The sequence below is a fragment of the Burkholderia sp. 9775_39 genome (assembly GCF_015712225.1).
In the GTDB taxonomy this organism is placed as follows: Bacteria; Pseudomonadota; Gammaproteobacteria; order Burkholderiales; family Burkholderiaceae; genus Burkholderia; species Burkholderia cenocepacia.
On the sequence record NZ_JACCQC010000007.1, the window covers coordinates 84,792 to 103,247 of the forward strand.

Genomic DNA, 18,456 nt, shown 5'->3' on the forward strand with positions numbered 1-18,456 from the left:
GTGGCACGCGCCCCGTGACATTCCATTCACACGCGCTGCACGCGGTCGCCCATCGTCGCCAGGCGCGCCATCACGCGGCGGCTCATGTCGGCGAGCGGCGCGATCTCGTCCGCGCCGCCGAGCGCGATCGCCTCGCGCGGCATCCCGAACACGATGCAGCTCGCTTCGTCCTGCGCGAACGTGTGGGCGCCCGCGCGTTTCATTTCCAGCAGGCCGGCCGCGCCGTCGCGGCCCATCCCGGTGAGGATCACGCCGATCGCGTTCTTGCCCGCATGCGTCGCCGCCGAGCGGAACAGCACGTCGACCGACGGGCGGTGCCGGTTCACCGGCGGCTCGTCCGACAGTTGCGCAATATAGTTCGCGCCGCTTCGCGCGAGCAACAGGTGTGCGTGGCCCGGCGCGATGTACGCATGGCCCGGCAGCACGCGTTCGCCATGCTCGGCTTCCTTCACCGCGATCCGGCACAGGCCGTTCAGTCGCTGCGCGAACGATTTCGTGAAGCCCGGCGGCATGTGCTGCGCGATCAGCACGGCCGGCGCATCCGGCGGCAGCGGCGTCAGCACTTCGCGGATCGCCTCGGTGCCGCCCGTCGACGCGCCGATGATGATCAGCTTCTCGGTACTGACGAGCGGGTTGTTGATCATCGGCGCGGCCGCGGCGCTGTCCGCCGTGCGCGCGGCGGCCTGCGGCTGCGGCGCCTGGCGCACGCGCGCGCGCGACGCCGCGCGGATCTTGTCGGCGAGCTTTTCAGCGTAGTCGAGCATCCCGTCGCGAATCCCGACGCGCGGCTTCGTGACGAAATCCACCGCGCCGAGTTCGAGCGCGCGCAGCGTGATTTCCGAGCCGCGCTCGGTCAGCGACGACACCATCACGACCGGCATCGGCCGCAGGCGCATCAGCTTCTCAAGGAAGTCGAGCCCGTCCATGCGCGGCATTTCGACGTCGAGCGTGAGCACGTCGGGGTTGTGCTGCTTGATGAGCTCGCGCGCGACGAGCGGATCGGGCGCGGTCGCGACCACCGTCATGTCGGGCTGGCTGTTGATGATCTCGGTCATCAGGCTGCGGATCAGCGCCGAATCGTCGACGCACAATACTTTGATCTTCTGCACTGCGGTCATGCCTCCTGCTTTCTTGATAGGTTCGCCGCGTACGGGCTCCCTTGCGGGCCAGCCGTCCGCGCACCGCCGCTGCCGGCCGGCGCGGCGCCACGCGCGCCGAACAGCTCGATGCGCGGGCGCGCCGGTTGCGGCGCGGCAGGCCGCTTCGCGGCGAACAGCTCGACGTGCGCACGCGTGCGTGCGGTGCGGAGGCGATCGGCCTCGCGCGCGAGCGCGGCTTCGCGCTCGGTGACGCCCGGCACCTGCAGCCGCAGCTTCTTCACCATCGCGCGCCCGCTGTGCGGCATGAACGCGACCTTGCGCGGATGCACGCCCTGCAGGTCTTCCGCGGTGATGCGGATGCGCTCGAGCGCGAGATAGCGGCGCACGAAATCCGCGTTGCGATCGCCGATGTTGATCGTCGTCATCCCGGCCAGCACGGCCGCGCCGCCGAACACCTTCGCCTCGAAGCGCTCGCGGCGCCCGCCGGCCTTGATCAGCTCGTTGATCAGCACTTCCATCGCATATGCGCCGTAGCGCATCGATTCCGACGCGGCGGCGCCCGGATCGGCGCCGTCGTCCGGCAGCATGAAGTGGTTCATCCCGCCGATGCCCGCATACGGGTCGTGCAGGCACGCGGCGACGCATGAGCCGAGCACGGTCATCAGCACCATGTCCTCGGACGTCGTGTAGAACTCGTTCGGCAACAGCTTCACGCCGGGGCGCTCGAAGTGGTTGTCGAAGTAGCGATTGGTCGCGATCGGCAGTGCGCTCATCCGCGCTCTCCATAGCCGGGCGCGCCGCCCGCGGCCCGCGCACGCACAGGCGACGACGTCGCGGCCGCCGCGCTCGCCTGCGCGCCGCGCGACCGTGCGCCCTGAGCGGCGTCGCGCGTCAGTTCGTACACCGTCTGCCCGCGCAGCCGGAACGCCTGCGTCACGTACGTGAAATTCTCCGAATGGCCGGCGAACAGCAGGCCGCCCGGCTTCACGAGCGGCTCGAAGCGCGACAGCACCTGCCCCTGCGTCGGCTTGTCGAAATAGATCATCACGTTGCGGCAGAAGATCGCGTCGAACGGCTTGCCGATCCCGTAGTCGGCATCGGTCAGGTTCAGTTGCTCGAAACGGATCATCGCGCGCAGCTCGGGGCGCACCTTCACGCGGCCGGCCTGCGCGCCCGTGCCCTTCAGGAAGAAGCGCTTGAGCCGCTCCGGCGACAGGTGCTTGACCTGGTCGTACGTATAGATGCCGGCTTCGGCCTTCGCGAGCACCTGCGTGTCGAGATCGGTCGCGAGGATCGACGCGCTGCGCGCCGCCGTTTCGCCGAGCGCCTCGATCAGCGTGATCGCGATCGAGTACGGCTCCTCGCCGGTGGACGCCGCCGAGCACCAGACCGACACCGGCGCCGGCCGCCCCTTCACGAATTCCGACAGGATCGGGAAATGGTGCGACTCGCGGAAAAACGCGGTCAGGTTGGTCGTCAGCGCGTTGGTGAACGCTTCCCACTCGAGCGGATCGTCTTCCTGCTCGAGCAGGTCGAGGTAGTCGCGGAACGTGTCGAGGCCGCGCGCCCGCAGCCGTCGCGCGAGACGGCTGTAGGCCATGTCGCGCTTGTGCTCGGACAGCGAGATGCCCGCGCGTTGGTGGATCAGCGCGCGGATGCGTGCGAAATCCGCGCCGGTGAACGCGAAGTCGCGCCCCGGTTCGCCCGCGCGAGGCGAGGCATCCGGTGCATCGGGTCGAAACGGCGCGCGCGCGTGCTGCATGGCTTAGAAGGTCTCCCAGTCGTCGTCGGACGTGCCGGCGGCCGCCAGCGCCGGCTTCTCGCCGTTCAGCGCCGGGCGCACGAGCGCGGGTTTCGCGGCCGGCTTGTCCGTCGCTGCGGCCGTCTTCGCCAGACGCGGGCCGTAGCCGCCTGCGGCGGCGCCGCCGCGGGAAGCCGGTGCGTCCTTCTGCGTACGCGCAGTGGCGTCGGCCGCCCGCTTCGGTTCGTGGTCGGCGCTCGCGGCGGCCGCGCGCGACGCCGGCGCGGCACGCCGTGCCGCCGGCTGGGCCGCGGCCTGCGGCGCCGGCAGCGCGGCGACCGGCGCGTCGTGGCGCGCGTCCGACGGCAGCGCCGCCGGTTCATGGGCCACCGGCCGCGCGACGCTGCGCGCCGGCGCGAGCACGATGCCGCCCGCGACGCGCCAGCCCGACACGATCGCCTTCATCTGGCGCGTCTGCTCCTCGAGCGACGCGGCCGCAGCGGCCGCCTGCTCGACGAGCGCCGCGTTCTGCTGCGTGACCGCATCCATCTGGCCGACCGCGCGGTTGACCTGCTCGATGCCGGTCGACTGCTCGTCGGACGCGGCGCTGATCTCGCCCATGATGTCGGTCACGCGGCGCACGGCCTGCACGATTTCTTCCATCGTCGCGCCGGCGCGCGCGACGAGCGCCGACCCGCTGTCGACCTTCTCGGCCGAATCGCCGATCAGCTGCTTGATTTCCTTCGCGGCGCTCGCGCTGCGCTGCGCGAGCGAGCGCACCTCGCCCGCGACCACCGCGAAGCCGCGGCCCTGCTCGCCGGCCCGCGCCGCTTCGACGGCCGCGTTCAGCGCGAGGATGTTGGTCTGGAACGCGATGCCCTCGATCGTGCCGATGATGTCGACGACCTTGCCCGAGCTGGCCGCGATGTCCTGCATCGTCGATACGACCTGGCCGACCACGTCGCCGCCCTGCGTCGCGATGTCCGACGCGTTCACCGCGAGCTGGCTCGCCTGCCGCGCGTTTTCCGCGTTCTGCCGCACGGTGCCGGTCAGCTGCTCCATGCTCGACGCGGTTTCCTGCAGCGACGCGGCCTGCTCCTCGGTGCGCTGCGACAGGTCGATGTTGCCGGTCGCGATCTCGCGCGCGCCGACGTCGATCGATTCGGTGCCGCGATGCACGGCCTGCACCATCGTCGTGACGGCGTCCTGCATCCGCTTGATGCCGCCGAACAGGCGGCCGATCTCGTTGGTGCTGAACACGTTCACCGGCTGCGTGAGGTCGCCGCCGGCGATGCGCTCGAAGTGCGCGATCGCATCTTCCAGCGGCTTGACGATCAGCCCGCGCAGCGCGAAGCGGATCGCGATCACGACGACGAACGCGATCGCGATGCCGGCCGCAATCAGCGCGATCATCATCGAGATCTGCGACTGCGTCGCGGCCTGGCGTTCTTCCGCGCGCTTTTGCAGCGCGGCGATCACGGCTGCCGCCGTCTGGTCGAACGCGACGAACATCGGGCTGATCTTCGCGTCGGCGATCGCGTGGTACGCGGCCATGTCGCCCGCGCGTGCCGCGGCGAATTCCGGTTCGACGCCTTCCTTCATGATCGTCGTGTAACGCGCGGTGAGCTCGTCGACGAGCGCCTGCTCGACGCCGAGCTTCGGCGTCGACTGGAACGTCTGCCAGTTCTGGTTCGACTTCGCATACAGCTCCTGCGCGCGATCGAGCACCTTCGCCGCGTCGGCCGCATTGCCGGCTTCGGTCAGCGTACGAAAGCGATCGAGCGCGACGCGCGAGCGCAGCAGGTACGCGGCCGTGTCGTCCAGCGTGTGGATCGCCGGCAGGTCGACGTGCGCGATCTCGTCGAGCGAACGGCTCGCGTGATTCAGCGCGTAGAGGCCGAGCCCGCCGACCGCGGCGGCCAGGCACACGAGGATGAGTCCGACCGCCGTGAGCGTCGTGCGGATCGACCAGTTATGCAACATTGCAGATTCTCCCGAAATTGCTGCGCGCGCGGCGCGCTTACCCGCCGAGCGTCTCGATCAGCGCCATTTCACGGCTCGACATCAGCTTCTCGATGTCCATCAGGATCAGCATCCGGCCGTCGACCGTGCCGAGGCCCGTCAGGTACTCGGTCGTCAGCGTCGCGCCGAATTCCGGCGCCGGCATGATCTGGTCGGTCTGCAGCGTCAGCACGTCCGACACGCCGTCGACCACCATCCCGACCACGCGGTTCGACACGTTCAGGATGATCACGACGGTCTGGTGGTCGTACTCGACCCGGCCGAGGTGGAACTTGATCCGCATGTCGACGATCGGCACGATGATCCCGCGCAGGTTGATCACGCCCTTGATGAACTCCGGCGCGTTCGCGATGCGCGTGACGCTGTCGTAGCCGCGGATTTCCTGCACTTTCAGGATGTCGATCCCGTATTCCTCGTCGCCGAGCGTGAACACGAGGAATTCCTGGCCCGTCGCGTCGCCCTGTTCCGCGTCGCGGCGGCTGGTTGCCGCGTTCGCCGCGGCCGGATTGATCATTTGGACTTCAGCAGACACGTTTGCCCCCAATCGGTTGATGGCGAGAGTCAGAAGACGGCGAGCTCGGCGCCGGCACGGGCGCCGTGCGTCGCACGGGTTTCGCGGTTCAGCGCCGCGACGTCGACGATCAGCGCGACGCTGCCGTCGCCCAGGATGGTCGCCGCCGAGATGCCATGGACCTTGCGGTAGTTGGTTTCGAGGTTCTTCACGACCACCTGCTGCTGGCCGACCAGTTCGTCGATCAGCATCGCGAAGCGGCGCCCCTCGGTTTCCATGATCGTGACGATCCCCTGCGTCGGGTCGGTGCGCGCGTCCTCGACCGAGAACACCTCGTGCAGCGCGACCAGCGGCAGGTATTCACCGCGCACGCGCACCACGCGCTCGCCGTTGCCGACCGTGTAGATGTCGTCGTTCGACGGCTGCAGCGACTCCATCACGAAGTTCAGCGGCAGGATGAAGATCTCGCTGCCCACCTTCACCGACATCCCGTCGAGGATCGCCAGCGTGAGCGGCAGCACGATCCGCGTGGTCGTGCCGCGGCCGGCCAGCGACGTGATCTCGACGTGGCCGCCCATCGACTGGATGTTGCGCTTCACGACGTCCATGCCGACGCCGCGGCCCGACACGTCGGTCACCGTCTCGGCGGTCGAGAAGCCCGGCGCGAAGATCAGTTGCCAGACTTCGTCGTCGCTGATGTTCTCGGCGATCTGCATGCCCTGCTTCGCGGCCTTCGCGAGGATCCGCTCGCGGTTCAGGCCCGCGCCGTCGTCGCTCACCTCGATCACGATGTTGCCGCCGTGATGCGCGGCCGACAGCACGAGCTGGCCGACCGCGTCCTTGCCGGCGGCGACGCGCTTGTCGACGGTTTCGATGCCGTGGTCGAGGCTGTTGCGCACCAGGTGCGTGAGCGGATCGATGATCCGTTCGATCAGGCTCTTGTCGAGCTCGGTCGCCTGGCCGAACGTGACCAGTTCGACCTGCTTGCCGAGCTTGCCGGCGAGATCGCGCACGAGCCGCGGGAAGCGGCTGAACACGTAGTCCATCGGCATCATGCGGATCGACATCACCGCTTCCTGCAGGTCGCGCGCGTTGCGCTCGAGCTGCGCCATCCCGTTGAACAGGCGGTCGTGCAGCGCCGGATCGAACGCGCTCGCCGTCTCGGCCAGCATCGCCTGCGTGATCACCAGTTCGCCGACGAGGTTGATCAGCTGGTCGACCTTCTCGACGCCGACGCGGATCGAGCTGCCTTCGGCGCCCGCCGCGGCCGCGGCGGCCGGGCGCGCGCGCTTGTCGTCGTGATGCGCGGCGGCCGGCGCCGCGTGCTCGGCGGGCTGCGGTTGCGCGTGCTGTTGCGACGGCGGCTGCGGCTGCGCGGCAGCTGCGGCCGCCGGCTCGGCCGGCGCCGAAGCAGCCGGCTGTGCGGCGGCCTGCGGCGCGAACACCTCGACGCGTGCGGGCGGCGGGGCGGCGGCCGGTTCGGCGGCCACCGCGGCGGCCGCGTCCTGCGCGGCGGCCGGTGCCGCCTGCGCGGCCGGCGCCGTGCCGTGCGCGACGCGGATCTGGCTTTCGTCGATCACGAAGCAGCACACGGCGACGATGTCGTCCGACGGGACGTCCGATTCGACCCACAGCGACAGGTCCGCGCCCGCTTCCTCGCGACCGACGATCCGGCCGAGGTTGCCGAGTTCTTCGGTGAGCAGCGCCTGGTCCTTCGCATCGACGCCGACCAGCGTGATCTTCAGGTGCGGGCCGCCGGCGTCGGCCGCCGGATGCGCGGCCGCGACGGCCTGTTCGACCACGTGATCGGGCGCACGGTCGCCGGCAGCGGCGGGTTCGGCAGCCGGCGCGACGGCCGCGGCGGCGACCGGCGCAACCGGCGCGGCCTCGGCGGCGGCAGGCGCACCCGCGCCGCTTTCGGCCTTCAGCCGTTCGAGCTTCGCGCAGATCGCCGCGGCGGCGGCCGCGTCCGGTTCGGCGCTCGCGCGGTAGTCGACGAGCTGGTCGGACAGCACGTCCTTGGTTTCCAGGAACGCGTCGACCATGTCCTTGGTCAGCGTCAGCTCATGGTTGCGCGCGCGGTCGAGCAGCGATTCGAGGATGTGCGTCGTATCGGTCAGCGCGGAAAAGCCGAACGTCGCCGCGCCGCCCTTGATCGAGTGCGCGGCGCGGAAGATCGCCGCCAGATCCTCGGGATCGGGCGCATCGACGTCGAGGTTCAGCAGCAGCTGCTCCATCTGCGCGAGCAGCTCGTCGGCTTCGTCGAAAAAGGTCTGGTAGAACTGAGTGATGTCGAGAGTCATGCCCGGTCACCGGTTGAATTCGTCGCGTTCATGTCAGGAGGCAGCCGGTTCGGACAGCGTCGCGACCAGCTCGACCAGCACGCCCGGATCGATCGGCTTTTCGATCCAGCCGGTCGCGCCGGCGTCGCGTGCGGCGTCCTTGAAGGCATCGCTGCCCTCGGTCGTCAGCACGAGGATCGGCGTGTCCGCGTACGCGGTCAGCTTGCGCAGCGCCGCGATCACCTCGAGCCCGTTCTTGCGCGGCATGTTCTGGTCGGTCAGCACCAGGTCGTACGGCGCCGTCGCGGCCATGTCGAAGCCGGCTTCGCCGTCCGGCGCCACCGTCACGTCGTAGCCGGCCTGCGCAAGCGTGGCCTGCAGCAGCGCACGCATGGTCGCGGAGTCGTCGATGGCGAGAATGGTTCGGATCATGTCTGTCTCGGAATCTTGGAAACGTCAGGGTTTCGGCGCCACGGCGACGGCGCTCGCCACGACCGGACGCACCGCCGGCGTCGGGCCGCCGAGCTGCTGCGCGAGCAGCTTCGAACCGGCCGCGTCGGCGGACAACGTCGTCGTCGTCGCATCGTCGCGCATCAGCGCTTCTTCGGATTTGCGATTCAGCACGATCACGCTGATCCGGCGGTTTTCCGGATCGAGCGGATCGGCCTTGTTCAGGTTCTGCGTCGACGCGAGGCCCAGCACGCGCAGCACTTTCGCCTCGTCCATGCCGCCGGAGATCAGCTCGCGGCGCGACGCGTTCGCGCGGTCGGCCGACAGCTCCCAGTTGCTGTAGCCACCCTCGCCGCCCGCGTACGGCACGGCGTCGGTGTGGCCCTGGACGATGATCCGGTTCGGCACGTCGTTCAGCGTCTTGCCGATCTCGCGCAGGATGTCGCGCATGTACGGCTCGACGCGATCGCTCGACATCGCGAACATCGGCCGCTTCTGCGTATCGACGATCTCGATGCGCAGCCCCATCAGCGTCGAATCGATGCGGATCTGCTGCTTGAACTGGCGCAGCGTCGGATTGGCCTCGATCGCGGCCATCAGCTTGATCTGCAGGTCGTGCAGGCGCGTCTGCTCGAGCCGGTCCTGCGCGCCCTGGGCCTGCGACCGGGAATTTTCGTCGCCCGCCTTCGCGAGGCGCTCGGCGAGCGAGGTCGTGCCGTCGGTGCGGCGCAGCGTGCCGGCGTCGACGCTCGACAGGTCGCGGCCGCCGCCGTTGATGATGCTTGAGTCCTGCGAACTGCGATCGCCGCTGCCGAGAATCGCGGCCTTCAGCGGCATGTTGAAGTATTCGGCGATCCCCTTCAGTTGCACCGGTGTGACCGAACTCAGCAGCCACATCAGCAGGAAGAACGCCATCATCGCGGTCATGAAGTCCGCGTACGCGAGCTTCCATGCGCCGCCGTGGTGGCCCTTCTTCGCCGGGGCCACCCGCTTGACGACGATCGCGCGATCCTTGCTCTTGCTCATCGGTCGCTCCGCGTCACTTCGCCTTCACGCGGCGCACGTGCTCTTCGAGCTCGGAGAACGACGGGCGCTCGGTCGAGAACAGCACCTTGCGGCCGAACTCGACCGCGATCGCCGGCGCATAGCCGTTCAGCGTCGCGAGGATCGTCACCTTGATGCACTGGAACATCTTGGTCGACTCGGCGACGCGTTGCTCCGCGAGGCTCGCGAGCGGCCCGATCAGCCCGTACGACAGCAGGATGCCGAGGAACGTGCCGACCAGCGCCTGCGCGATCATCGCGCCGAGCACCGCCGGCGGCTTGTCGGCCGAGGCCATCGTGTGCACGACGCCCATCACGGCCGCGACGATCCCGAACGCCGGCATCGCGTCGCCGACGCGCATCAGCGCGTGCGCCGGGCCTTCGCCTTCCGCGTGGTGCGTCTCGATCTCCTCGTCCATCAGGCTTTCGATCTCGAACGCGTTCATGTTGCCGCCCACCATCAGGCGCAGGTAGTCGGTCAGGAATTCGACGATGTGGTGATCGGCGAGGATCTTCGGGTATTGCGTGAAGATCGGGCTCTTTTGCGGATCGTCGATGTCGGCCTCGAGCGTCAGCGTGCCTTCCTTGCGTGCCTTCGCGAGCAGCACGTAAAGAAGCGCCATCAGCTCCATATAGACATCCTTCGTGTATTTCGAGCCCTTGAAGAGCGTCGGCAGCACGCGCAGCGTGGCCTTGATGGTCTTGCCGCCGTTGCCGAGGATGAACGCGCCGACGCCGGCGCCCGCGATCATCAGGATCTCGACGGGCTGGATCAAGGCGCCCAGATGCCCGCCTGCCAGCGCATAACCGCCGAAGACGGACAACAGCGTCACGAGTGTTCCCACGATAATCAGCACTGCCTGTCCCTCACGAAAGACCGGCGGGGAGACCGCCGTTAAACAGGTTTACGGCAGTCGGCAGGAAAACTTTCGCGGCCGCCCGGCGGCGGCCCGACGGTGTTTACCAGCAATGCGCAGACGATTCGTGCGGCCCCGGGGGCGCCGCTCGCGCCCCGTCCGGCCCTGCCCGGCGGGCGCTCAGGCCACGGCGGCAGCCAGTTCGGCGCGCGCGGCGGCGGCCTTGCGGGTCTTGCCGGCGCGCGACGGCGGCTGGCACAGGCCGCACACGAAACCTTGATGCGGATCATGCGCATGCGCGACGAAATGGCCGCCGCAGCGCGTGCACGGGGTCATCTGCAGCATCCCCGAATCGAAGAAGCGCACCAGCGTCCATGCCCGCGTGAGGCTCAGCGCAGCCTCGTCGCCGGACAGGTTCACGTGCTCCAGATAGAGCCGGTACGCCTTCACGATCGACTGGATCGGCTCGCAGCGGCCGTGGTCCTGCATGAACCGGTAGATGTTGTAGAACAGCGACGAGTGGATGTTCGGCTGCCACGTCATGAACCAGTCGGTCGAGAACGGCAGCATCCCCTTCGGCGGCGACACGCCCTTCAGTTCCTTGTACAGCTTGATCAGACGGTCCCGCGACAGGCTCGTCTCCGCCTCCAGCAGCTGCAGCCGGGCGCCCAGTTCGATCAGTTCGATGGCGAGGGTGATTTCCTTCACCTCGATCACGACGCTTTTGCTTGCCATGGTGATAACCGTCCGCTTGACGTTATTCGAATGAATGGCCAATACGCCGCCGGCCGGCGCGACACGCCGGGACAGACGCAAGGCGGGATGGATCAGCGGACGCCTTCGACCTGCTGCCCGGCCATCAGGATGGCCGAGTGGGCGTGCGCGACGACGTCGCTGCGGCCCTTGTCGGCGAGCGACGACAGCAGCGCGTGATCATCGAAGCGGAAGCGGCACAGCATCTGGTTGGACGCGGCCAGCTTCACGGTCTGCGCGAGCGTGAGGTTGGCGAGCACGTCGGCGAGTTCCTGGGAAATGCCCATGCGGAACATACCCATCGCCTTGTCTTCCCGCAGCAGTCGTTGCGCGAGGAGGAGGTACGACAGGTTGACCTCTTTGATCTCACTGAGCATTTCGCTGGTAGCGCTCATGATTCCCCCGTTAAAGAGCTTTGCTTTGGCCATTCATGTTATGAAAACGTTTGCTCGGTCAGTGCGCACTGGACGCTCAGCCGGCTCGTTTATAGTCTTACAGGGCGAATTTTGGCCAAACGGCATTTATGCCGGTATCAGCGAAGTGGCGTATGCCGTGCAGGATTTGTCTGTAAACCGTGTAGGAATTTTTCCGACAAGGCGGATTGAAAGGGGATTCGAAAAAAACGGGTTGCAACGCGGATTCGGTTGCGAGACGCCCGACGGCCGTCGCACCAGGCGTGGAAGGCTTGCCGGCAAGGCTGCCGGCAATCGGATCGGTAAAAATTATAGTGCTTTTTCACGATAGCGCAACAATAGTTGTGGCCATCTCGATTCACGATTCCGCGCCCTTTTTCTCGGGGTTTTTGCGTATTTCATCGTGTAACAAGCCTTAAGTGTTTGAAAAAACACTCGAACCCCTCAGGGCGATATCGATAATGGACTCCAATGGGCGGCGGCGCGAGCCGTGCCGGCCCGCCCCGCAGCTTGCCGTCCGGCGCTCCGCGCATCCGCCCAGGGCCCGGCCACGTACCGCCAACCGCGTGTGTCGGCAAGTTCCGCAACCTTGTACGGGATCCGCATCGGCGCCGTCGCGCCCATGGATCGACACAGGAGAACACCCATGCGAATTGCCCAGATCGCGCCGCTTTACGAAGCCGTCCCGCCGAAACTCTACGGCGGCACCGAGCGTGTCGTGTCCTACCTCACCGAGGCGCTCGTCGAACTCGGCCATGACGTGACGCTGTTCGCCAGCGGCGACTCCGTCACGTCGGCCCGTCTCGAGGCGGCCTGGCCGCGCGCACTGCGGCTTGACCCGTCGGTCCGCGATTCGATGGCGCCCCATATGCGGCTCCTCGAACAGGTCGCGCGGGTCGCGCACGAATTCGACGTGCTGCACTTCCACCTCGACTACCTGCCGTTCCCGCTGATGTCGCGCCTCGACACGCCGTACGTGACGACGCTGCACGGCCGCCTCGACCTGCCGGAACTGCAGCCCGTGTTCGACGCGTTCCCCGATTCGCCGGTCGTGTCGATCTCGAACAACCAGCGCAAGCCGCTGCCGCAGGCCGCGTGGGCCGGCACCGTGTACCACGGCCTGCCCGACACGCTGCTCACGCCGCAGCCGGACGTGAAGCCCGAATACCTTGCGTTCCTCGGCCGGATCTGTCCCGAAAAGCGTGTCGACACCGCGATCCGGATCGCCGCGCAAAGCGGGCTGCCGCTGAAGATCGCCGCGAAGGTCGACAAGGCCGACGCCGACTACTTCAAGGAAGTGATCGAGCCGCTGCTCGACCAGGCGCATGTCGAATTCATCGGCGAGATCAACGAAGCGCAAAAACCCGCGTTCCTGTCCGGCGCGAAGGCGCTGCTGTTCCCGATCGACTGGCCGGAGCCGTTCGGCCTGGTGATGATCGAGGCGATGGCCTGCGGCACGCCGGTCGTCGCGTTCAACCGCGGCTCGGTGCCGGAAGTGATCGAGGACGGCGTGACCGGCTTCATCGTCGAAGACGTGCAGGGCGCGGTCGGCGCGCTGCACCGGATCGACAGCCTGTCGCGCCCCGCGATCCGCGAACGTTTCGACACGCGTTTCAGCTCGAAGGCAATGGCGCGGCGTTACGTCGAAACTTACGAATCGCTTTGCGCGGCAACCAAGCAACCGGCATTGCGCCGGGTCGCGGGCGCCTGACACGGAAATCCGCGCCGAAATAGACCGTAAAATCCGCGTCGAAATCGGCGCGTAAAACGAAAGAGCCGCATCGACGATGCGGCTCTTGCTATTCGGCTTTCGGTCATTCGATCAGGAAACGATCGCGGTTTTTGCCGACGATCCAATTCGGCGGCTTGCCACGCCCGCTCCAGGTTGCACCCGACTTCGGATCGCGGTATTTCGGCGGCAACGGCGCCTTCTTCGGCGGACGCCCGCGCCGTGCCCGTTCCGCGAAGCCCAGGTCCTGGGCCGTCAGGCCATATTCGGCAATCATTCGTTGGACATCGGCGATCACCGCTGCCACTTCCTGGCGGCGCACGTCGTCCGCCTGGGCCTGCAGATCGGCGATCTGCGCCTTGAGTTTCGCGTATTGAGACATTTTTCGACTCCCCTTTTCGATGATGCGGCCCCGGCGAATCCGGCCGGGACACCAACATCCGTTACGTCGTCTGCACTGCCGCCCTGCCCTTCGAAATTAATGCTGCCATCTTTAACCGAATCGTCTATATCGAGAATGCGGACTTATTCTAATAAAAGGCATTCGTCAGCCATTCAAATTTAACAATCGTTTACCCTCCCGGACCCGATTCATTTCCTATAATCCAGACCAATTCCGGACGACGAAATAAATCCGTTGCGTCGGCCGGGGTCTTCAACCCACTTGGACGAGGTCCTTACATGAATCTTTCTCAGCGTCTCGCTGCAGAGGTATTCGGCACGTTCTGGCTGGTGCTCGGCGGGTGCGGAAGCGCCGTGCTGGCCGCCGCCTTTCCGGGCCTCGGCATCGGCTTTGCCGGCGTCGCACTCGCCTTCGGCCTGACCGTGCTGACGATGGCATTCGCAATCGGCCACATCTCGGGTTGCCACCTGAATCCGGCGGTGAGCGTCGGCCTGACGGTTGCCGGCCGCTTCCCGGCACGCGACCTCGCGCCGTACATCGTCGCGCAGGTCGTCGGCGCCACGCTCGGCGCATTCGTGCTGTACCTGATCGCAACCGGCAAGCCGGGTTTCGACGTCGTCGGCAGCGGCTTTGCGACGAACGGCTTCGGCGATCGCTCGCCCGGCCACTACTCGCTCGCCGCGTCGTTCATCTGCGAAGTCGTGATGACGGGCTTCTTCCTGTTCGTGATCCTCGGTGCGACCGACAAGCGCGGGGTGCCCGCCGGCTTCGCGCCGATCGCGATCGGGCTGTGCCTGACGCTGATCCACCTGATCTCGATTCCGGTCACCAACACGTCGGTGAACCCGGCGCGCTCGACCGGCCCGGCGCTGTTCGTGGGCGGCGACGCGATCGGCCAGCTCTGGCTGTTCTGGGTCGCGCCGCTGATCGGCGCGGTACTCGCGGGGATCATCTATCCGCTGGTCGCCGGGCGTGACGACGCCGTCGACCTGCTGCCGGCATCCGCTCGCACAAGCGAATAAAACACTACGGGGTCAAGCGAGCAGAGCAGCGAGCCTCACGCTGTCGAAGAACATCGAGGCAGGCAATTTCGACGGGCGCCCCTGGCGCCCGTTTTTCATTTCCGCGCGGAACACGCGCCCGAGCGGGCGCTCAGGACGCGACGACGTCGTCTTCGAGCGAGAACAGCGTGCGCAGGTGGCGGGCGACGCCCGCGTCGAAGTTGTTGCCGATCCGGGGGATGTGCGGCAGCCGCGCGATCAGGTCGGGGTTCGCGTTGTTCATCATGAATGCATGGCCGGCGGTTTCGAGCAGGTCGATGTCGTTCATGTTGTCGCCGAACGCGATGCAGTGACCGGTGTCGACGCCGAGCCGCGCGAGCACCGTGCGCAGCGCGCGGCCCTTCGACACGTTCGCGGTCATCACTTCGAGGCAGTCGGGCAGCGAGTACGTGACGTACAGCGTATCGCCGAACTGCACGCGCATCTGCTCGGCGACGACCGCCAGATCGGCCGGCTCGCCGATATACAGCACCTTCGCGATATCGGCGCCGTCGTGCGCGGCCATGTCGATCACCTCGTACCGGAAGCCCGAATCCTGGTGGAATTCGAGCAGGTGCGGCGCTTCGCGGTCGATCAGCCAGCCGTCGTTGGTAAACAGGTTGACGATCACGCGGCCGTGCGCGCCGACGACTTCCGGCTGCACGAGGCTGCGCACGATCGCTGCGTCGATGTCCTGCCCGTGGATCTTCGTGTCGTCCGGCGCATGCACGCGTGCGCCGTTCGACGTGATCAGGTACGGCCGGATGCCGAGCACGTCGCGAATGCCGGCGACGTCCGCATAGTGGCGCCCCGTGGCGATCACGAACTGCACGCCGTCGCGGTCGAGCCGGCGGACGGTGTCGATCGTGTACGGGTCGAGCTGGTGGTCGCTGTTCAGCAGCGTACCGTCGAGATCGGTGGCGATGACTTTGTACATGGGACGGGAGAGTGGCGCTCGGGGCACGGAGGAAGCGTCATTTTAACGTCGGGCCCGGCAGCGCGCCGGGCGGTTGCCGAGTGGTTGCCTCGCGGTTACCGGCCGGGCGCCGCCTGCGGCGCTGCTGCGATGCGGCATTCGCCGCGCGCGCTCCGCTCGGCTTAGGCTCCCTCCGCCGCCCGCAACGCCTGGAGCGCGAGCCGCAGCGCACCATGCGCCGAATCGTCGAGCGGCGCGCACAGCCGCGCGGCATGCCGCGCCGGCACGGCCGGCGCGAGCGCGTCCGCCAGCCCGCCGCACAGCGCGACCGGCAGCGCGTGCTGCGGATCGAGCGCGTCGATCATCTTGCCGATCTCGTCGCCAGCCTGCGCGATCAGCGCGCGCGCGACCGGATGCGTGCGGTGCGCGAACACGATCGGCGCGAGACGCGCGTAGATCGTCTGGTTCGCGTCGCACGACCACTGGACGAGCGCATCGCGATCGCGCGCGCCGGTTTCCGCGAGCAGCGCCGTTGCGAACGCGTCGCGCGGCACGCGGCCGTCGAGCGCCTGTTGCGCATACGCGAGCGCGCGCACGCCGAGCCACGCGCCGCTCGCCTCGTCGCCGGACGGAAAGCCGAAGCCGCCCGCGATCCGGCACGCGCCGGCCGCGTCGAGCGCCGCCGCGATGCTGCCGGTGCCGAGCGCGACGATGAGCCCCGGCGCGCCGCCGTGCGCGCCGACGACGGTCGTATACGCGTCGCTTTCGATCGCGAGCGCGCCGAGCGGCGCCTGCGCGCGGAATGCGGCAAGCCACGCCGCGTTGTTGACGCCGGCCAGCCCGCAGCCGAGCGCGCACTGCGACCAGTCGAATGCGAGACCGGCCTGCGTGAACGCATCCGCGCACGCCGCGCCGATCGACGCCCATGCCCGCTCGATGCCGAGACCGAGCCCCGACGGGCCGCCGCGCCCCTGCGCCAGCTCGCGCCCGTCCCGGTCGGCCAGTACCGCGCGCGTGCCCGTGCCGCCGCCGTCGATGCCGATCGCAAAAAGTAATGCCGCCATGCTTCATCCCGCTGATTCGAACAGGCGCCAAGCTTAACCGGATCGGCGCCGCGCGCCCATCTGCCGTTCGGCCGGCTATCCCGCCAAAAGGGCTTCCGCTATGCTGGCGCGATCGAATCGACACTGAAAACGAGGCAGACGATGTCGCAGCGGTGCAACTGGGTGAAGACGGAAGCGGACGCTCACTATCACGATACCGAGTGGGGCGTGCCCTCGCACGACGATCGCCACCTGTTCGAAATGCTGATTCTGGAAGGCGCGCAGGCCGGGCTGTCGTGGTCGACGATCCTGAACAAGCGCGCGGGCTATCGCGAAGCGTTCGCCGATTTCGACGTCGATGCCGTCGCGCGCTTCACGCCCACGCGCATCGAGAAATTGCTGGAGAACCCGGGCATCGTGCGCAACCGTGCGAAGGTCGAATCGGCGGTGACCAACGCGCGCGCCGTGCAGCGCATCCGCGAAGAGCACGGGTCGCTCGCCGCGTTCCTGTGGTCGTTCGTCGGCGACACGCCGGTCCAGAACGCGTGGCAGTCGTACCGCGACGCGCCCGCCTCGACCGAGCAGTCCGACGCGCTCAGCAAGGCGCTGAAGGCGTACGGCTGCAAGTTCGTCGGCTCGACGATCTGCTATGCGCTGATGCAGGCAACCGGCATGGTCAACGATCACGAAGCCGGCTGCCCGTGCCACGCGCGATGCGCGGCGCTCGGCGGCAAGCAGCCGGCCCGCCGGCGCAAGGCGGGCTGACGGCGCGGGCGCACACCCGGCGCGGGTGCCGCGCCGCTGCCCGGCGGCGGTTGCGCCGTCCGCCTGCTGCTTGCCCCGCGGTCCTTATCGCGCGGCGCGCGACGATGCCGGCACGGCCGGTCGCGCGCTCCGCGCGGCCCGCCCGCGTGCGCCGCGCTTCTTCACCCAGATGCACACGCCCGTCACGCTCAGCATCGCGATCACGATGCCGAGCACGCTCACGGCGACACGTCCGGCGACACCGGCGATTCGCCCCGAGTGCAGCGGAAACTGCGCCTGCATGAACAGGTCGCCGGCCGAACCGCGGCCCGGCACCTGAGCCGCGACGGGCTTGCCGGTCACCGCATTCCAGTACAGCCACGCATTGCCGAGTCCGACGTCGCCATGGTCGTTGCCCGGCGTGAAGAACCCGACCGCATACGCGTTCATCCCCGGCGCGAACAGCAGCGCGCCCGGCGGCGCGGCGATCCCTGCGTCGCGGCCGGCCGAGCGCGCGATCTCGACGATCCGCTCGCGCGGCAGGATCTGGCTGCCCGGCGGGGCCGGCGGGAAATGCTCCGGATTCGTATACGGCGTTTCGGCAAGCGGCGACACCAGCGAGACCAGCGGGCGCATGACCGGAACGGCGAGGTTCATCGAGATCGATGTGATCGCAACGACGAGCAACAGCCCCCACACCCACACGCCGCCCGAGCGGTGCAGGTCGAACACGAGCGGGTAGCCGCCGCGCCGCACGCGGAACGCGAACGACTTGCGCCAGCTTTTCAGGTTCGGAAACGCCAGCACCAGCGCGATCAGGCTGTCGATCGCCCACACGATGCCGACGACGCCCATCACCCAGAACCCGAAGTTGACCCCGCCGTACACGGGCAGGAACAGCGAGTAATGCAGCCGGTAGATGAACGGCATCAGGTCGAGCCGCGCGAGCGACGGCGCGCCCCATTCGCGGCGGCCCTGCACCGCGCCGGTCGCGGGATCGACGGCGATCTGGCTGAAACCGAGTGCGTACGGCTGGCCGGTCGCCGGATCGGTACGCGGCATCACGCCCGCCTGCAGCGTGTGTCCCGGTTCGATCGCGAGCGGCAGATAGGTCACCTGCACGCGCGGATCGGCGGCCTCGATGCGCGCCGCGAGTTCGAGCGGCGCCAGCGGCGCCGCGCCGCTGCGCGCGGTGTAGAAATCCGGGTTCAGCGCCGCGTCGAGCTCATGGTCCCACGCAATCAATGCGCCGGTGAGCCCCGCGACGAACAGGAACAGCGCGATGGCGAGCCCGAACCAGCGGTGCAGGCGCACGAGAAACGGTCGCAGGAACGCATTCATCGCGTGCGCAGCGAAAGGAAGGCGGGCCGGCACGAGCGGCGGCCCCGATTCGACGGGATGCAGTTCAT

Annotated in this window: 18 protein-coding genes; 3 read left to right on the plus strand and 15 right to left on the minus strand. The window is 68.0% G+C overall.

The features are described from left to right. Nucleotides 1–26 precede the first annotated feature (26 nt). The 11 genes from H0X90_RS11740 to flhD form a co-directional block, all read right to left on the minus strand. Entirely contained in the window at nucleotides 27–1,118 is a 1,092-nt protein-coding gene (locus H0X90_RS11740; RefSeq protein WP_012492268.1) for a chemotaxis response regulator protein-glutamate methylesterase, read from the minus strand. Beyond that, entirely contained in the window at nucleotides 1,115–1,873 is a 759-nt protein-coding gene (cheD, locus tag H0X90_RS11745; protein ID WP_006497454.1) for a chemoreceptor glutamine deamidase CheD, read from the minus strand. The genes H0X90_RS11740 and cheD overlap by 4 nt, the downstream gene beginning before the upstream one ends. After that, a complete protein-coding gene (locus H0X90_RS11750) occupies nucleotides 1,870–2,862 on the minus strand; it encodes a CheR family methyltransferase (RefSeq protein ID WP_006497455.1) in 993 nt (330 codons plus the stop codon). Before H0X90_RS11750 ends, cheD begins: the two co-directional genes overlap by 4 nt. A gap of 3 nt (nucleotides 2,863–2,865) precedes the next feature. Further along, entirely contained in the window at nucleotides 2,866–4,824 is a 1,959-nt protein-coding gene (locus H0X90_RS11755) for a methyl-accepting chemotaxis protein (RefSeq protein ID WP_077019861.1), read from the minus strand. Nucleotides 4,825–4,861: 37 nt separating this feature from the next. Further along, on the minus strand, nucleotides 4,862–5,377 hold the full coding sequence (gene cheW / locus H0X90_RS11760) for a chemotaxis protein CheW (RefSeq protein WP_006486165.1): 516 nt from the start codon (nucleotides 5,375–5,377) through the stop codon (nucleotides 4,862–4,864). 47 nt (nucleotides 5,378–5,424) lie between these two features. Beyond that, nucleotides 5,425–7,677 carry a chemotaxis protein CheA gene (cheA, locus tag H0X90_RS11765; RefSeq protein WP_077190268.1) on the minus strand — a complete coding sequence of 751 codons (2,253 nt, stop codon included), beginning with the start codon at nucleotides 7,675–7,677 and terminating at the stop codon, nucleotides 5,425–5,427. Nucleotides 7,678–7,710: 33 nt separating this feature from the next. Next, nucleotides 7,711–8,088, minus strand: a complete 378-nt coding sequence (locus H0X90_RS11770; RefSeq protein WP_006482646.1) for a response regulator — start codon at nucleotides 8,086–8,088, stop codon at nucleotides 7,711–7,713. A gap of 24 nt (nucleotides 8,089–8,112) precedes the next feature. Further along, nucleotides 8,113–9,132 carry a flagellar motor protein MotB gene (gene motB / locus H0X90_RS11775; protein ID WP_006482647.1) on the minus strand — a complete coding sequence of 340 codons (1,020 nt, stop codon included), beginning with the start codon at nucleotides 9,130–9,132 and terminating at the stop codon, nucleotides 8,113–8,115. A gap of 13 nt (nucleotides 9,133–9,145) precedes the next feature. Further along, nucleotides 9,146–10,006 (minus strand): flagellar motor stator protein MotA, encoded by an 861-nt coding sequence (gene motA / locus H0X90_RS11780; protein WP_006482649.1) that lies wholly within the window; start codon nucleotides 10,004–10,006, stop codon nucleotides 9,146–9,148. Nucleotides 10,007–10,186: 180 nt separating this feature from the next. Next, complete coding sequence (gene flhC, locus H0X90_RS11785) at nucleotides 10,187–10,741, minus strand: flagellar transcriptional regulator FlhC (RefSeq protein WP_006493184.1); 555 nt, start codon at nucleotides 10,739–10,741, stop codon at nucleotides 10,187–10,189. Between the two features lie 92 nt (nucleotides 10,742–10,833). After that, nucleotides 10,834–11,154 carry a flagellar transcriptional regulator FlhD gene (gene flhD / locus H0X90_RS11790; RefSeq protein ID WP_011350590.1) on the minus strand — a complete coding sequence of 107 codons (321 nt, stop codon included), beginning with the start codon at nucleotides 11,152–11,154 and terminating at the stop codon, nucleotides 10,834–10,836. Nucleotides 11,155–11,818: 664 nt separating this feature from the next. On the opposite strand from flhD, the gene H0X90_RS11795 reads away from it, so the two are divergent. Beyond that, complete coding sequence (locus H0X90_RS11795; protein WP_006489318.1) at nucleotides 11,819–12,883, plus strand: glycosyltransferase family 4 protein; 1,065 nt, start codon at nucleotides 11,819–11,821, stop codon at nucleotides 12,881–12,883. Nucleotides 12,884–12,986: 103 nt separating this feature from the next. On the opposite strand, the gene H0X90_RS11800 is transcribed toward H0X90_RS11795, so the two are convergent. After that, nucleotides 12,987–13,283, minus strand: a complete 297-nt coding sequence (locus tag H0X90_RS11800) for an H-NS histone family protein (protein WP_006489320.1) — start codon at nucleotides 13,281–13,283, stop codon at nucleotides 12,987–12,989. A gap of 299 nt (nucleotides 13,284–13,582) precedes the next feature. Here H0X90_RS11800 and aqpZ point away from each other — a divergent pair, with 299 nt between their 5' ends. Beyond that, a complete protein-coding gene (gene aqpZ / locus H0X90_RS11805) occupies nucleotides 13,583–14,326 on the plus strand; it encodes an aquaporin Z (RefSeq protein WP_006489324.1) in 744 nt (247 codons plus the stop codon). A 130-nt stretch (nucleotides 14,327–14,456) separates the two neighbouring features. On the opposite strand, the gene H0X90_RS11810 is transcribed toward aqpZ, so the two are convergent. Both H0X90_RS11810 and H0X90_RS11815 read right to left on the minus strand, forming a co-directional pair. Next, a complete protein-coding gene (locus tag H0X90_RS11810) occupies nucleotides 14,457–15,281 on the minus strand; it encodes a Cof-type HAD-IIB family hydrolase (RefSeq protein WP_077190270.1) in 825 nt (274 codons plus the stop codon). Nucleotides 15,282–15,442: 161 nt separating this feature from the next. Then, complete coding sequence (locus tag H0X90_RS11815; protein WP_077190272.1) at nucleotides 15,443–16,324, minus strand: BadF/BadG/BcrA/BcrD ATPase family protein; 882 nt, start codon at nucleotides 16,322–16,324, stop codon at nucleotides 15,443–15,445. Nucleotides 16,325–16,465: 141 nt separating this feature from the next. Between H0X90_RS11815 and H0X90_RS11820 the strand changes: the two genes are divergently transcribed. After that, entirely contained in the window at nucleotides 16,466–17,068 is a 603-nt protein-coding gene (locus tag H0X90_RS11820) for a DNA-3-methyladenine glycosylase I (RefSeq protein WP_034201116.1), read from the plus strand. 84 nt (nucleotides 17,069–17,152) lie between these two features. Here the strand turns inward: H0X90_RS11820 and H0X90_RS11825 are convergent, their stop codons facing one another. Beyond that, the gene (locus tag H0X90_RS11825; protein ID WP_077190273.1) at nucleotides 17,153–18,388 is read right to left on the minus strand and encodes a PepSY domain-containing protein; all 1,236 of its coding nucleotides are present in this window, start codon (nucleotides 18,386–18,388) and stop codon (nucleotides 17,153–17,155) included. Between the last annotated feature and the right edge of the window lie 68 nt (nucleotides 18,389–18,456).

Coding starts and splice junctions, on each gene's coding strand:
- cheW (WP_006486165.1), bottom strand. CDS start 5,377: ATGATCAATCCGGCCGCGGCGAACGCGGCAACCAGCCGCCGCGACGCG.
- flhC (WP_006493184.1), bottom strand. CDS start 10,741: ATGGCAAGCAAAAGCGTCGTGATCGAGGTGAAGGAAATCACCCTCGCC.
- flhD (WP_011350590.1), bottom strand. CDS start 11,154: ATGAGCGCTACCAGCGAAATGCTCAGTGAGATCAAAGAGGTCAACCTG.
- H0X90_RS11770 (WP_006482646.1), bottom strand. CDS start 8,088: ATGATCCGAACCATTCTCGCCATCGACGACTCCGCGACCATGCGTGCG.
- H0X90_RS11755 (WP_077019861.1), bottom strand. CDS start 4,824: ATGTTGCATAACTGGTCGATCCGCACGACGCTCACGGCGGTCGGACTC.
- H0X90_RS11800 (WP_006489320.1), bottom strand. CDS start 13,283: ATGTCTCAATACGCGAAACTCAAGGCGCAGATCGCCGATCTGCAGGCC.
- cheA (WP_077190268.1), bottom strand. CDS start 7,677: ATGACTCTCGACATCACTCAGTTCTACCAGACCTTTTTCGACGAAGCC.
- cheD (WP_006497454.1), bottom strand. CDS start 1,873: ATGAGCGCACTGCCGATCGCGACCAATCGCTACTTCGACAACCACTTC.
- motB (WP_006482647.1), bottom strand. CDS start 9,132: ATGAGCAAGAGCAAGGATCGCGCGATCGTCGTCAAGCGGGTGGCCCCG.
- H0X90_RS11810 (WP_077190270.1), bottom strand. CDS start 15,281: ATGTACAAAGTCATCGCCACCGATCTCGACGGTACGCTGCTGAACAGC.
- aqpZ (WP_006489324.1), top strand. CDS start 13,583: ATGAATCTTTCTCAGCGTCTCGCTGCAGAGGTATTCGGCACGTTCTGG.
- H0X90_RS11750 (WP_006497455.1), bottom strand. CDS start 2,862: ATGCAGCACGCGCGCGCGCCGTTTCGACCCGATGCACCGGATGCCTCG.
- H0X90_RS11815 (WP_077190272.1), bottom strand. CDS start 16,324: ATGGCGGCATTACTTTTTGCGATCGGCATCGACGGCGGCGGCACGGGC.
- H0X90_RS11795 (WP_006489318.1), top strand. CDS start 11,819: ATGCGAATTGCCCAGATCGCGCCGCTTTACGAAGCCGTCCCGCCGAAA.
- H0X90_RS11825 (WP_077190273.1), bottom strand. CDS start 18,388: ATGAATGCGTTCCTGCGACCGTTTCTCGTGCGCCTGCACCGCTGGTTC.
- H0X90_RS11820 (WP_034201116.1), top strand. CDS start 16,466: ATGTCGCAGCGGTGCAACTGGGTGAAGACGGAAGCGGACGCTCACTAT.
- H0X90_RS11740 (WP_012492268.1), bottom strand. CDS start 1,118: ATGACCGCAGTGCAGAAGATCAAAGTATTGTGCGTCGACGATTCGGCG.